The 13,357-nt window shown below is 62.2% G+C and carries 15 protein-coding genes; 7 read left to right on the top strand and 8 right to left on the bottom strand.

From position 1 onward, the window contains the following. Nucleotides 1-4: 4 nt before the first annotated feature. The 4 genes from F4827_RS16720 to F4827_RS16705 all read right to left on the bottom strand — a co-directional run bounded on the left by F4827_RS16720 (nucleotide 5) and on the right by F4827_RS16705 (nucleotide 2,919). Entirely contained in the window at nucleotides 5-1,015 is a 1,011-nt protein-coding gene (locus tag F4827_RS16720; protein WP_183725073.1) for a flippase-like domain-containing protein, read from the bottom strand. Beyond that, nucleotides 1,012-1,851 carry a 2OG-Fe(II) oxygenase gene (locus F4827_RS16715; RefSeq protein ID WP_183725072.1) on the bottom strand — a complete coding sequence of 280 codons (840 nt, stop codon included), beginning with the start codon at nucleotides 1,849-1,851 and terminating at the stop codon, nucleotides 1,012-1,014. Before F4827_RS16715 ends, F4827_RS16720 begins: the two co-directional genes overlap by 4 nt. Next, on the bottom strand, nucleotides 1,848-2,552 hold the full coding sequence (locus F4827_RS16710) for a CDP-alcohol phosphatidyltransferase family protein (protein WP_183725071.1): 705 nt from the start codon (nucleotides 2,550-2,552) through the stop codon (nucleotides 1,848-1,850). Before F4827_RS16710 ends, F4827_RS16715 begins: the two co-directional genes overlap by 4 nt. Nucleotides 2,553-2,688: 136 nt before the next feature. Further along, nucleotides 2,689-2,919 carry a hypothetical protein gene (locus tag F4827_RS16705; RefSeq protein ID WP_183725070.1) on the bottom strand — a complete coding sequence of 77 codons (231 nt, stop codon included), beginning with the start codon at nucleotides 2,917-2,919 and terminating at the stop codon, nucleotides 2,689-2,691. Nucleotides 2,920-3,305: 386 nt separating this feature from the next. On the opposite strand from F4827_RS16705, the gene F4827_RS16700 reads away from it, so the two are divergent. Then, entirely contained in the window at nucleotides 3,306-3,740 is a 435-nt protein-coding gene (locus F4827_RS16700; protein ID WP_183725069.1) for a hypothetical protein, read from the top strand. A 21-nt stretch (nucleotides 3,741-3,761) separates the two neighbouring features. Here the strand turns inward: F4827_RS16700 and F4827_RS16695 are convergent, their stop codons facing one another. After that, nucleotides 3,762-4,280, bottom strand: a complete 519-nt coding sequence (locus F4827_RS16695) for a hypothetical protein (protein ID WP_183725068.1) — start codon at nucleotides 4,278-4,280, stop codon at nucleotides 3,762-3,764. A 771-nt stretch (nucleotides 4,281-5,051) separates the two neighbouring features. Here F4827_RS16695 and F4827_RS16690 point away from each other — a divergent pair. The 3 genes from F4827_RS16690 (at nucleotide 5,052) to F4827_RS16680 (ending at nucleotide 7,534) form a co-directional block, all read left to right on the top strand. Further along, nucleotides 5,052-6,218: a porin gene (locus tag F4827_RS16690; RefSeq protein ID WP_183725067.1), complete on the top strand. Its 1,167-nt coding sequence runs from the start codon at nucleotides 5,052-5,054 to the stop codon at nucleotides 6,216-6,218. A gap of 323 nt (nucleotides 6,219-6,541) precedes the next feature. Then, nucleotides 6,542-6,895, top strand: coding sequence for a sugar ABC transporter ATPase (locus F4827_RS16685; protein ID WP_183725066.1), 354 nt, complete (start codon nucleotides 6,542-6,544; stop codon nucleotides 6,893-6,895). Nucleotides 6,896-7,024: 129 nt separating this feature from the next. Further along, nucleotides 7,025-7,534, top strand: coding sequence for a metal-dependent hydrolase (locus F4827_RS16680; RefSeq protein WP_260175250.1), 510 nt, complete (start codon nucleotides 7,025-7,027; stop codon nucleotides 7,532-7,534). An 81-nt stretch (nucleotides 7,535-7,615) separates the two neighbouring features. Here F4827_RS16680 and F4827_RS16675 read toward each other — a convergent pair whose 3' ends face one another. Together F4827_RS16675 and F4827_RS16670 are read right to left on the bottom strand one after the other, a co-directional pair. Further along, nucleotides 7,616-9,115, bottom strand: coding sequence for an aldehyde dehydrogenase family protein (locus F4827_RS16675; RefSeq protein ID WP_183725065.1), 1,500 nt, complete (start codon nucleotides 9,113-9,115; stop codon nucleotides 7,616-7,618). A gap of 369 nt (nucleotides 9,116-9,484) precedes the next feature. Beyond that, nucleotides 9,485-9,688 carry a DUF6900 domain-containing protein gene (locus tag F4827_RS16670; protein WP_183725064.1) on the bottom strand — a complete coding sequence of 68 codons (204 nt, stop codon included), beginning with the start codon at nucleotides 9,686-9,688 and terminating at the stop codon, nucleotides 9,485-9,487. A gap of 345 nt (nucleotides 9,689-10,033) precedes the next feature. Between F4827_RS16670 and F4827_RS16665 the strand changes: the two genes are divergently transcribed. Next, nucleotides 10,034-10,738 carry a helix-turn-helix domain-containing protein gene (locus F4827_RS16665; protein WP_183725063.1) on the top strand — a complete coding sequence of 235 codons (705 nt, stop codon included), beginning with the start codon at nucleotides 10,034-10,036 and terminating at the stop codon, nucleotides 10,736-10,738. A 15-nt stretch (nucleotides 10,739-10,753) separates the two neighbouring features. Here F4827_RS16665 and pcaQ read toward each other — a convergent pair whose 3' ends face one another. Further along, a complete protein-coding gene (pcaQ, locus tag F4827_RS16660) occupies nucleotides 10,754-11,749 on the bottom strand; it encodes a pca operon transcription factor PcaQ (protein ID WP_183725062.1) in 996 nt (331 codons plus the stop codon). A gap of 144 nt (nucleotides 11,750-11,893) precedes the next feature. Here pcaQ and pcaH point away from each other — a divergent pair, with 144 nt between their 5' ends. Both pcaH and pcaG read left to right on the top strand, forming a co-directional pair. After that, complete coding sequence (gene pcaH, locus F4827_RS16655) at nucleotides 11,894-12,598, top strand: protocatechuate 3,4-dioxygenase subunit beta (protein ID WP_183725061.1); 705 nt, start codon at nucleotides 11,894-11,896, stop codon at nucleotides 12,596-12,598. Continuing rightward, a complete protein-coding gene (pcaG, locus tag F4827_RS16650; RefSeq protein ID WP_183725313.1) occupies nucleotides 12,598-13,188 on the top strand; it encodes a protocatechuate 3,4-dioxygenase subunit alpha in 591 nt (196 codons plus the stop codon). The genes pcaH and pcaG overlap by 1 nt, the downstream gene beginning before the upstream one ends. Nucleotides 13,189-13,357: the final 169 nt, after the last annotated feature.

Here is a 13,357-nt window from a genome sequence, read left to right as displayed (position 1 = left end):
AAGGTCAATCGGCGATTTCGACAGCGGGCACGCGCGGGGCGCGCCGGCGTTGCCAGCTACGTTCGCTCAGATGCAGATACAGCAGGCCCGGCAGACCGAGCACGATTTCGCGCGCGCGCTTGGTGAGCGAGAGCGCGAGCGCCGCCTCGGGCGGCAAGCCGACGAGCGGCGCGAGCAGCAGATAACCGCCCTCCTGCACGCCGAGCGAGCCGGGAATGGCAAAGGCCGCGCCGCGGATCGCCTGGCCGATGCTTTCCAGCAGCAGCGCGTCGATCCAGCCAACCGGATGGCCGAGGAAATGCAGCGCGAGCCACACTTCCGCCGTGCCCACGAGCCAGCCCGCGAGACTCAGCGCGAAGCTGGCAGCCGCGCGGCCGCGTTCGGCGTAGAGATCCTTGACGGCGGCGTCGATGGCGTCGGCGCGCGTGGCAAGCGACGACCAGTCGCGCTTGCCGAACACCTTCGCCGCGAGACGCAGCAAACGGCCAAACATGCCGCGGCGCTGCGCCACGTAAAACAGCGCGATCATGCCGCCGAGCACAACCGTGGCGATCATGGCGGCCACGCCGAGATCGCGCGGCGCGCCGTTGGCGGCATAGGCGGAAAAGAGCGCAATGCCGAACACCGCGAAAATGATCTGCGCGACCGCCTGCAGCGTCGTGCTCACCGTGATGGCCGCCGCCGCGTCGCGCATGGCCATGCCGCGTTGCGCAAGCTGACGCACCATCGCCACCGGACCGCCGATCTGACCGGCCGGCAGCAGGCTGTTCACGGATTCACCGGTCCAGCGCGCGAGCAAGGCGTCGCGTTGATCGACGCGCTCGCCCTTCCTGAACATCACCGCGATCGCCCCCGCGTCTAGCGCCAGCGGCACGACGTGGAACGCCGCGACCAGCGCGAGTCCCCAGCCGGCAGCGGCCAGCGTGCTCGTGATCGAGCCCAGGCCCTGCCAGGCCAGCAGCGCGATAAAGAGTGCCGTGCCGATCGACAGCAGCAGGATGGCAACCCGGCTCACACCCGCTCTCCGATCTTGCGAGCGCCGCCGGTAGCGGATTGCAGCGCCTTGCGGAACACCTGGCGGAAGCCGAAGTACGCAATCGCGTCTTTCATGTTCGAGATGAAACGCCGCCACGGACGCATATTCGGATTGGTCACGTATTCGAACGTCAGCGAAACGCGCACCTCTCCTTCGCGGCTGGCGGTGACGCGGTGACGCAGTTTGTCGCCGTCGAACAGCACGAGCGCGCCCGGCGGGTATTGCACCGCGCCGGCTTCATCGGCCTTGTTCGGGTCGCGGGTGTGCAGTTCGTAATCGAGAATGCACGACGAGTCGTCGATCACGCCCAGCAGCACCGTATAGCGGCGGCCGTCGTAATAAGAGGTGTCGTAGTGCCAGCCGATGTGATCGCCCGCGCGCGTGTAGTAATAGAGCGCATAGGCGTGCGGGTCGTCTTCAGGCGAAAGCTGGAGCTTGTCGCCGGTAATCTTTTCGAGCCAGGCGATCAGCTTGGGCGAGCGGTACAACTCGGCGATGTATGGCTGCAGGCGGTCGATCGTATGACGGCTGACGCTGCCGCCCGCCTTATGGCCGGGAATGAAATTGCGATTGACTTCGGGCATCAACGCGTTGGCGGCGTCGATGAGTTTCTGCGTCGCTTCCGCGGGCAGAAATTCGGCGAGGTACAGGAACGAACCCTGATTCACGTATTCGTCGCGCAGACGCGCCGAATCCAGACCGCCCAGGGCGCGGCCAATCGAGGCATCGGGTGCGCCGGCCGCCGCTGCGGCTTCGCCGCCGACGCTACGCCCGCGGCTCATCAATGCCTGTTCTTCTTCTGCTTGCACACTCATCTGCTGATCCAAACCTGACTGGTTTCCTTGCCGACCGCGCGGCGCGTCACGCGCCAGTAGTCGAACACCACGTAAGCCGCGAACAGCGGCGCGCCAATCGACGCGGCCACGACGAACGGCGATGCGATACCGGTGAGGGTGACGAGCGGCAGCAGATACAGCACGTCTTCCGTCTCGAAGCCGCCGACAAAAGCCTGCTGCGTGCCGGCTTTGCCCGCCATTTCTTCGATACGCATGCGCAGGAAGAAGATTACCGCGACGGCCACCCCGGCGATACCGCCCAGTACGGCTGGCGACACGCGCCATTCGGCCGCACTCGCGCCGGAGCCGGCTGCGACACCAAGGCCGTAGCCCATGCCAAGGAACAGCAGGATCGTCGTGGCAGCATCTGCCGCGAGATCGTAGAAATGCCCGATGCGGCTGGTTTTTCCGCTGATTCGCGCGAGTTCACCGTCGGTGTGATCAACGAAATTCGACAAGACGATCAAAAATGCGCCAATATTGACGTGCAGGAAGTCGCCGCGCGCCAGATAGAAGGCGCCAGCGAGCCCGATCAGCAGGCGCAGGGTCGTCAGGTGATTCGGAGTAACGCGGGTCGGCACGAGCGGCGTGACGAGCCAGCGCGCCGCGCGCGCATCCCACGTGCGCGGAAGCGGTACCGATCGCGGTAGCGTTTTCGCAGGTTGGTCTTTTCCAGTCATAACCGGGAAGTATAGTGTAAGCCGCCTCGATACGCTCTCGGGCATAGCACACTCACGTGTAACTTACCGATGTGCAAGTGTGTCGTTTTCTTGATCCGTAAAATGCGTTTCGCCAGCGCACACGGCGGCAAGCCCTCTAGCCGTGCAAAAGCCTGCCCGATGCCTGCGTCAGCCAGCTCACGGGATCGGTTTGCTGCTGGCAAACGGTCTTGAGCCCGGCAAGCTCCGGGATGGCTCCGGAGTCGGCCTGAAGCGCCTTGCACGCTCCCGAGGCGATGCTGAAGCCGTAGGCGAGCATGGCGATGTAGACGACGAGGAAGACGTCGACCGCCAGGAAGGCCGACGCAGCGAGCGCGGTGTTTTTCATATTGCACGTTCTGGCTTTATTCGGACTTCAGCGCCTTCGATGGGCGCGTCCGGGCGATTTTCTTGAGCGTCTGAGCGCCGGGCATGGATTTCCCCGCCACACCGGCACTTATTACCGCATCAAGACGGTTTTTCATTCAGAATGCATCAATTTTACCGCTACCCTACAGCGCGAGCATCGTTTCTGAGTACCAGGGCGCAAGAATGTCCGTCCTCAAGTGGGCGAACGTTTGCCTCGCGCGAATCGGACAGGATGTGGACAAGCCCGTTGCGGCCCCGCGAGCACGCTCGTGCAAACCCGCGTACAGTGCATCCCTTCGCATCGGCCCGGCATCGCGCACTGTTTGAAGCGTGCGGCGCCGACGCCACCAGATCACCCGAATTTCGATGAAACGTCATTCCCTCGCTGCCCTGCTTCTCGCGGCGCTCTCTTTCGCACCGCTCGCGAGCCACGCCGCCGCCCTCGACGACGCCCTCACCTGCAAGGAGTCGGCGCACGACTTCGTGTCCGGCTTGATCGACCAGAAGCTGATCGACGACAAGCCCATGCGCGTGGAGAAAAACTCGATCAATGCCTTCTGGCCCGCGCACGGCCAGCACCTGAGCGCCTACGGCTTCAGCGTGTTTGCGATCGTGGGTTTCCAGCAGGACGACCCGCTGTTCAAGACCGGCGACGGCAAGCCGATCGCCCGTTCGGCCTATGGCGCGGTGGTGGTGGGCACGCAGGGCAAGGTTCAGGCCGCCCTCGATGCGGTCGGCAATACGGCTATCGTTCATCACGCCGGACCGCTGCTAACCGCTATTTTCTGCCAGCAGGATTGAACCGCCCGGCGCCCGGGCGCCTTACTCGATACGCCCGAATCCGCCCTCGGCCCACGATTCGGCACGCGCCTTGGTCAGCTTGAAACTGGGCGCCACGCGCACCTGCGCGATCTGTTCGCCAAAGGTGTCCAGCGCCGTGAGTACGGCATAGGGCTCGTACTCGTCGGGCACGATGTCGAGCGTGACATCGATATCGCCGTCACCGGTTTGCAGGCCGACGCGCTTGTGCAGCAGCGCATGCAACTGCTGTTCGTGCCGGCGCAGCACTTCCGACGCCGTCTTCACCAGCGTATTGAACGCCGAGGTATCGAGCGGCTTCGGATTCTTCTTGTCGCGGCCCATCGTCCACGGGCCGACCAGCGCGGGCTCCGGCTCGCCGTCCTTGATCATCGCGACGGCCCAGCCATCGTCATCCTCGTTCTTCATCACGCGCGCCGTCCAACCGTCCTTGCGCCACAGGCGCGGATCCTGGATCACATCGTCGTCGGCGGTCGGTTCGAGGGAGTCGTCGGGGAAAGCGGCGGGCGAAGCATCGGTCATGGCGGGTTCCATCGGGTTCTGCGGGTCTGCCCGATTTCAACGGGCAGGCGTTGGATTTTACCCGCAAGCGCCAGGATGGCGGTCATCGCGCCACCCGACTCGCGCGACGCGCCACGCTGAAGGAATCCGCGCAATCGGCAAACTCACATCCGGATAATGGCCCGCATTCAAATGCCATTGCCATGCCAATCAATCGCGGCCGCTCTATATATTGATATAGAGCGGCAATTCTATTGACGTCTCAATTCAATTTATTTCGCTTTTCGCAATACGCTCTTTCGCGCCTCGATTGAACTATTAATGTTCGATATCGAAGCGCAAAAAAAACGCGGCCCGAGAGCCGCGTAAAACAGATGAAAAAAGACCACCCTTGGTCGAGGGGCAAATGAATTGTACCGCCGCGAGCCATGCCGATAGAGCGCATAATCTGGAACAGTACCTTTCAGAAAACAGCGGAAATATCGCGTAAAAATCCCTCGATCCCGCCAATTGGCTGCTACACAGACACAACAAAGCCGTGGCAGCGACGCAACAAAATCAGACTTGTCACATTTTGTCGCATCTCTCACCATCAAGAAAAATACCTTTATACGCAATTACTTACACGCACTAATACGGCTATTACAATTTTCAGAAATTATTGTTGCGCCCAATAAAACCAATCGGCGAAATCACCGGAATACACTTGGCCTCGAATCGTCAGACCACGGATCGCGTTGCCAGGCAATCGCATGCCGTGAGATTCCCAAGTACTGTCCGGAGTTAAAAAGCATGAAAAAAACCCTTATCCTCGCTGGCGTTCTCGGTGCATTTGCAATGAGCGCACACGCGCAAAGCAGCGTGACCCTGTATGGCTCGCTCGACGCAGGCCTCGTGTATGCCAACAATGCCGGCGGCCACAGCATGTGGGCGCAAGGCAGCGGCGCAATGTCGAACAACTACTTCGGCCTGAAAGGCGCTGAAGACCTGGGCGGCGGCCTGAAGGCGATCTTCACGTTGGAAAGCGGCTTCAACCTCAATAACGGCGGCTACAAGAACGGCGACTCGGGCTTCAACCGCCAGGCGTTTGTCGGCCTGCAAAGCGACCAGTACGGCGCCATCACGCTCGGCCGCCAGTACGACTCGATGAACCAGTACCTCGCACCGCTCTCGGAAGCCGGCGCGGGCTTCGGCAACAATCTCGCGGGCCACCCGTTCGACAACGACAACTTCGCCCAGTCGTTCTCGATCAAGAACGCGGTCAAGTACTCAAGCGCGAACTACTCGGGTCTGCAGTTCGGCGGCCTGTACGGCTTCTCGAACCAGGCTGACGGCTTCGCCAACAGCCGCGCATGGAGCGCGGGCGCATCGTACAGCAACGGTCCGCTCAATGTCGCGGCCGGCTATCTGCAGTTGAACAACTCGGGCACCGTGGGCGGCAACACCAGCGGCGCGGCTTCGGCTGACCAGAACATTTCGGCACGCCAGCAACGCACCTTCGGCGCCGGCGCGAACTACACCTACGGCCCGGCGCAAGTCGGCTTCGTGTGGTCGCATTCGCAGATCGACGGTCTGCAGAGCCTGTCGAGCGGCGGCGCGACGCTGGCCGGCGTGAGCGGCCTGAACCTGCACATGGACAACTTCGAACTCAACGGTGCGTACCACCTGACGCCGGCGCTCGCGCTCGTGGGTTCGTACACGTTCACCGACGGCACCGTGACCGGCACGGGCAACGGCGACCAGAGCCCGAAATGGCATACGGTCATGATCGGCAGCGACTACTCGCTGAGCAAGCGCACCGACGTCTACGTCGCCGGTGTGTACCAGCATGCTTCGGGTTCGATGGGTGTGAACGCCTCGGGTCAGGCTGTGGCGAACGTCGCGGCAATCAACACGCTGTCGCCCTCGTCGACCAACAACCAGATCGCTGCAACCATCGGTCTGCGCCACCGCTTCTAAAGCACTCTGGAATCATCGGGCAAGCGGCGCAACCCGCTGCCTTGCCTGGCTCCAGCAAAACGCACATGCGGCACGAGCGCATGTGCGTTTTTTCATTCGATGATTTCGATTGAGCGTCGCGTATGTTTCCAGCGCATTCTTTCAGTTTCGTATCGGCAATTTTTGTTGCGCAGGCTTCGCGAAGCAATGCGCGCTAGCGCTCGCGCAGTTGCATCTTTTTACTTCTCGACCTATCTGCGTCGGCGAGCGCGTGCGTATACTCTTAAGCACGTACTCGCAGCGCATCTCGCGTTGCGTCCTGCTCCGCATGGGTCCCACCGCTTATGAACACCCTCACGCAACGCCTCATCGCCGCCCTTCCACTCGCATTCGTCGCCGCCTGCGGATCGTCGCCATCCAGCACCGCATCGAACGGCGAAACGATGATCTATGTTTCATCGGCGCGTTCGCCTTCGTCGATCGCGAGCTGTCTCGAAGACCGCTTGTCGAGCGTGCACGAAGCGCGCAACGGCGAAGCAATGGAACTCTCCATTGGCTCCCGTTCGGATGCGTCTTACTTCGTCACGCTCACACCGAATGGTTATGGCTCGGTGATCCGCGTGACGCACGGCGCGGCGAGTTCGGATGACCCGCCTGAAGCCGAAATGCGCTTCGATGTGGCGCGTTGCACGACCTGATTTCAACTTATTTTCTTGCGTTGCAACTAACGACGCCGTGCGAGCGAAAAACTCGCATGAAGCCTCTGTCATGATGTCGTCACATCTGCGAAGATTGCGCCCTCTTAAGATTTTGCACGACATCGCTTCATGGCTTCTGGGTCCGCACATCATGCCACCGGCTGGGCCGCCGGCGTCATCGCCGCAGCTATCGTCACGCACGCGGGAGCGGACACCCCCTGGCATCTCGCCGCTGCTTTGGCCTTCGTTGCAGGCGTTTTCGGCGGCACGGCGCCCGACTGGCTGGAAGTCGCGTGGTGGCGCAAGAAGCGCAAGCTGTGGATCACGCATCGCACGCTCACGCATTGGGGCATTGGCTGGATAGCATTGCTGCTGGGCTCGTATCGCGAACTGGGACATTGGCTGATTGCGGCGCCCGCATTTGGCTTCGCGTGCGGCGGCGTGATTCATCTGTTCGCAGACTGGCCCAACCCGCTCGGCGTGCCGTGGATCGCACGGCGGCATTCATTGAATCTCTGGCGCAGCGGCCGGTGCGATCTGATCGTGATCGCGGCATCATGGGTGGCAGCCTGGTTCTTCGCCGTGCATGGCGTGCCGCATAGCTGGTCGTTCGAGCCGCTGCGGCGCCTGACCTCTTGATCGGCAATCCGAAATAAACCGGCCATAACGAAGGCGGGGCGATCCCTTGCTGCGTCGCCCCGCCTTTTGTCTTTCTAACGATCAATCGAGCGTGAAGTCGATGCCCTGCGCCAGCGGCAGCGCCGCCGAATAATTGACCGTGTTGGTCGCGCGCCGCATATAGCCTTTCCACGCATCGGAACCGGATTCACGGCCGCCGCCGGTTTCCTTTTCACCGCCGAACGCGCCGCCGATTTCAGCGCCGCTCGGCCCGATGTTCACGTTCGCGATGCCGCAATCACTGCCCGATGCCGAAAGGAAACGCTCCGCTTCGCGCAGGTCATTCGTGAACACGCACGACGACAGACCATGCGCGGCAGCATTGTTAGCGGCGACGGCAGCGTCGAAGTCGCGATACTTCATGACGTAGAGAATCGGCGCGAACGTTTCCTTCAGGACAATCGCGCTTTGTGCCGGCATTTCCACCAGTGCGGGACGCACGTAATAGCCATTCGCCAGACCCGCGACCTGAACCCGCTCGCCGCCCGTCACAGTGCCCCCCTCCTCACGCGCCTGGTGCAGCGCCGATTGCATGCGTTCGAACGCATGCGAATCGATCAGCGGCCCCATCAGCGTGCCGGCCTGCAACGGGTTTCCGATCGGCACTTTGGCGTAAAGCTGCTTCAGGCGCTCAACGGTCGCTTCGTACACGCTCTCATGCACGAACAGACGGCGCAGCGATGTGCAGCGCTGTCCCGCCGTGCCGACCGCCGAAAAGAGAATCCCCCGCAACGCCAGTTCGCGATCCGCGCTGGGCGTCACGATGCCCGCGTTATTGCCGCCGAGTTCGAGGATGGAGCGGCCAAAGCGCTGCGCGACCGCGACGCCGACCGCGCGGCCCATTTCCGTGCTGCCGGTTGCGCTCACGATCGCCGCGCGCGGATCGGCCACGAGCTTCGCGCCGACATCGCGTCCGCCGATGACCAGTGATGCGAGGCCCTCGGGCGCATCGCCAAAGGCACGCAGCGCGTCGTCCATGATCTTCTGGACGGCCAGCGCGGTAAGCGGCGTCTTTTCCGAGGGTTTCCAGATCACCGGATTGCCGCAGACGAGAGCGAGCGCTGCGTTCCAGGACCACACCGCAACCGGGAAATTGAATGCCGAAATCACCGCGCACACGCCCATCGGATGCCAGCTTTCAGCCATGCGATGGCCCGGACGTTCGGATGCAATCGTCAGGCCATAGAGTTGCCGCGAGAGCCCCACCGCGAAATCGCAGATGTCGATCATCTCCTGCACTTCGCCCAGCCCTTCCTGAAGGATCTTGCCCGCCTCCAGCGATACCAGACTGCCCAGCGCCTCCTTACGGGCGCGCAGGCGCTCGCCCAGCAGCCGCACGAGTTCGCCGCGCCGCGGGGCGGGTACGTTACGCCACTGGAGAAAGGCTTGATGCGCGCGCGTGAGCGCCGCGTCGACATCCGCCGTCGACTGGCTGGCCACCCGCCCGATCACTTCGCCGGATATCGGCGATTTCACTTCGATGTCACCCGACCTGGCCTCTTCTGAAATGCCGAGGCCGGCAAGAATGCTTGTTGCGTCCATGACCGATCCTTTATTTCCGATAAGAAACAAAACTCTGGTGAACCGACTATACACGGGCGCCGGAAGTGCAGCAAGAAGGGATGGAGCGCCTCCCGCAGGCTCGATATTCGACTAACTCGTCGCTATCAAACTGCGTACTTCAGTCATTTTGTTTCGAAAACCGGCTTGCGCACTGAAGTTTCCTTTAGGAAACATACCTGCCGAAATACGGGTTTCCGATAGGAAATAAAGTAGGTCACAAGCCGCGCGGCGATTCCCGATGACACAAGGCCGCCCAACGCCACGGGCGGCCTTCACGGGTTGAAAGGGAATCTCTCGGGAGCGAAGCCGAAACATCAAGCTCCGGCATCGAAGGGCAGCAGGTTTCGATTAAGACTCTTCCACGCATTCGGTGCGGCCGATGCGATGTCCGACAACCAAACCTGCGTCATAAGCGGATTCGAGCGCGCGGCCAACGTCGTCCGAGCTAACCAGATGGTAGTCGGCGGTTTGCTTGCCGGTCAGTTCGAAGCGCTCGACACCAAGCGTTTCTCGTGAGATGGCCAACAGTAATTCGAGACGTTCGTCGCGCATTTCCTTCTCCTTGCTTGATCTTCAACATTCAAATCACGAGTAAGGATCACCACAGTTCAACACGTGACGCCTCGACGCACATCGAAGCCCTACTCACATCCTTACTATATTGAAAGACAGTCCTGACAGAGATAAAGATCCGCGAAGATCTTTAAACATTGTCAATTCAAGCCGCTCAACACCCTAAGTGCGACAAAAAGTGCCAACAGAGCGGGCGAAAGCATCGCATCGATTGCAAACGTTGGCCATTCGGCCGATGTTTCCTAAAGGCGACGCTTTGCTATGATCGGAAACGTGCCAGAACATCCCCACAGGCACTGATCGTTCCTTTAACGCTTCCCGCTCATGGACACCACGCACACGCAATCGTCAGCCTCATCGACAGCAGATCTGGGACGCCGCGTTCGCGCCGCGCGCGTCGCCCAGGATCTGACGATCGAGCACGCCAGCCGCGTGTGCGGCGTATCGCGCTCTACGCTATCGAAGATCGAAAACGGGCTGATGTCGCCCACGTTCGACGTGCTGCAAAAAATCGTCGCGGGTTTGAAGATCGATCTGGGCGAACTGTTTGGCTCGACGCCGAAGCTCGATTCCGGCGGCCGTCGCGCGCTGACTCGGCGCGGTGCAGGCAAACCGCACGCGTATCGCGGCTACTCGATGGAACTGCTTGCCACGGAACTTGCGCACAAGGCCATGCTGCCGTTTCTGGTGCGCATCACCGCGCATTCAATCGACGCATTCGACGACTGGGGACGCCACGAAGGCGAGGAGTTCATCTACGTGATCAGCGGCAGCGTGTGCCTGCATACGGAACTCTATACCCCCACGCATCTGGAAGCGGGCGACAGCCTGTACTTCGACAGCCGCACCGGCCACTACGCCGTGTCCACGAGCAAGGAGGACGCCGTGGTCCTCTGGATGTCCACCGGCGAGACGGTGCCGGGCGCGCTTGAGGCGGCCGAGGCCGCCGAAGCTGCCAAAGCCATCGCCACCGCGCCCGCTACGAGCGCCAGACCGGCGCGTTCCAGAAGGAAACTTCCGCCAGGCTGAGGCCAGGCGAGCCCATCACGCCTTGCTCTTGCCGCGAGAGCGCCCCTTCCTCGTCACAACGACAGCCTGCGCTGCGGCCCGTTCGCGCGCCGATTGCCTTACCGCATCCATCAAGCCGCGCCCCGCCGCCGTCGGCTGCGTATCGGTGCGCTGAATCAGGCCCACGGGCTCTACGCCGCCGGCGCTCGGCAGCGGCAAGCGCACCAGCGTGCCCTCGCGCAGATCGTATTCGACCGCGCCGAAAGGCACGAACCAGACCGCGTCGTTCTCAAGCGCCAGCGCACGCCCGACCGAAACGGATAACAGCTCGACGAACGAGGTGAGCGGCGGCGCGCCCCACGCCGCCAGCAGACTGTCCGCCGCCTGGCGGATCAAGGTCCCGAAGGGCGGCAGCACCAGCTGGAATGTCGTCGGGAACGGCGCAAGCGGCTGCGCCTCGCCAGTTTCAGCGACGAGGGGATGGCCGCGGCGCACCACCACCGCAAGCGGCTCGTTATAGAGCTGCTCGAAACTCAGGCCCACCATGCGCTCCGGATCCGCGAGCCGCCCCACCGCGAAGCTGATCGCGCCCGCCTTCAAGAGTTCGAGCAATTCGGCATTGGCCCCCGTCACCAGGCGCACGCTCACGCGCGGCCAGTCGCCAGTGAAGCCGCGCAAGGCCGCGGGCAGCAGCGCGGTTGCCACTGTCGGCAGCACGCCGATATCGAGCGTCGCCGCCACCGCGCCTTCCTCGCGCGCGAGCAGCGCCACGCCCTGACGCAGCGCGCTCACGCAGGCGCTCGCGTGCGGCATGAAAAGCTGCCCCTCGCGAGTGGGTACCGCGCCATGGCGGCCGCGCTCGAAAAGCTTCACGCCCAGCGCCGCTTCAAGCTCGGCGATCGTTTTGGACACGGCGGGCTGGGTGATCGACAGGCTCTCGGCCGCCTGCTGCACGCTGCCGAACTGCGCAACCGCAAGAAAGCACTGGAGATGGCGGAATTTGACGCGCGAATCTGCAAGCCGGTTTTGCATAACGATTGGTTATACGAGACGCGATAAAACGTCATTTTGCATAACTTTTCGCGTTGGATAAAGTGGCTGCATGCGCGTGATGCGACCGTGCGCCACGCCGCAATAAATTTCATCCCACAAATCCTGCCAGGAGACACCCCCACCATGGACGAGTCCATCCTGTCGCCGCGCGACTTCGATTCGCATCCGGCGTTTGTCTATCCCCCGTATCGCTCCTCCGTCAAACGCGGCCCCACGCTGCCGATGATTCCGCTGAAGGAAAAGCTGCGCAATCTGCACGCTCCTGTTTATGGTGCGGAAGATCTCGGCGCGCTCGATCACGACCTCACGCGCAATGCCGTGCGCAATGGCGAGCCGCTGGGCGAGCGCATCATCGTGACGGGCCGCGTACTCGACGACGGCGGCAAGCCGGTGCGCAACACGCTGGTGGAAATCTGGCAGGCCAACGCGGCAGGTCGCTACGTTCACAAGCAGGATCAGCATGACGCGCCGCTCGATCCGAACTTCCTCGGCGCAGGCCGCTGCATGACGGATAGCGAAGGCCGTTATCGCTTCCTGACGATCAAGCCGGGTGCCTACCCCTGGGGCAATCATCCCAACGCATGGCGTCCGCAGCATATTCACTTCTCGCTGTTCGGCGATTACTTCGGCTCGCGCCTTGTGACGCAGATGTATTTCCCAGGCGACCCGTTGCTCGCGTTCGACCCGATCTATCAGGGCACGCCCGAACAGGCGCGCGAGCGCATGATTTCGCGCTTCTCGCTCGACACCACCGAAGAGAGCTACGCACTCGGCTACGAATTCGACATCGTGCTGCGCGGCCCGAACCAGACCCCCACGGAGCGTTGATCATGGCACTCAAGGAAACGCCCTCGCAGACCGTCGGCCCGTACTTCGCTTACGGCCTCTGCCCACAGCAATACGACTTCGACTACAAGAGCTTGTTTACGCAGGAGATCGCCGGTTCGCACACGCCCGGCGAGCACATCACGCTGATGGGCCAGGTAATCGACGGCGACGGCAAGCCCGTGTTCGACGCGATGCTGGAGTTCTCGCAGGTCGACTCGCAAGGCCAGTACCCCGAATCGCGCGCGCAAGTGGCGCAAACCGGCTTTCGCGGCTTCGCCCGCGTGGGCACCGGCACGGACCCGGAGCAGCGCTACATTGTCCGTACCGTGAAGCCGGCCAGCGAAAACGCTGGCGAAGCGCCGCATATCAATGTGATCGTAATGATGCGCGGCATGCTCACGCACACGTTTACGCGCATCTATTTCGATGACGAAGCCGCCGCGAATGCTGCCGATCCGGTGCTCGCCTCGGTGCCCGAAGCGCGCCGCAATACGCTGATCGCACGTCGCAGCGAGCAGGCCGGCAATATCGTTTATCACTTCGATATCCGCATGCAGGGCGAAGGCGAAACGGTGTTCTTCGATCTGTGAAGCGAGCCTTCGCGTGCAGCGATTACATGAGTTTCGCGTGGACTTTCACGCGGCTTTCATGAACCGGCCCTAAGATCGTCGTCACTGCGATCTGATCGCGGAACTCCGAGCTGTACCTTTGATGAGGCCTGCCATCGAGCAGGCTTCTTTTTTTGCGGCGCCGCTTTTG

The sequence above is a fragment of the Paraburkholderia bannensis genome (assembly GCF_014200455.1).
GTDB classification, from domain to species: Bacteria; Pseudomonadota; Gammaproteobacteria; order Burkholderiales; family Burkholderiaceae; genus Paraburkholderia; species Paraburkholderia bannensis_A.
This window is presented reverse-complemented; position numbering and strand designations above follow the sequence as displayed.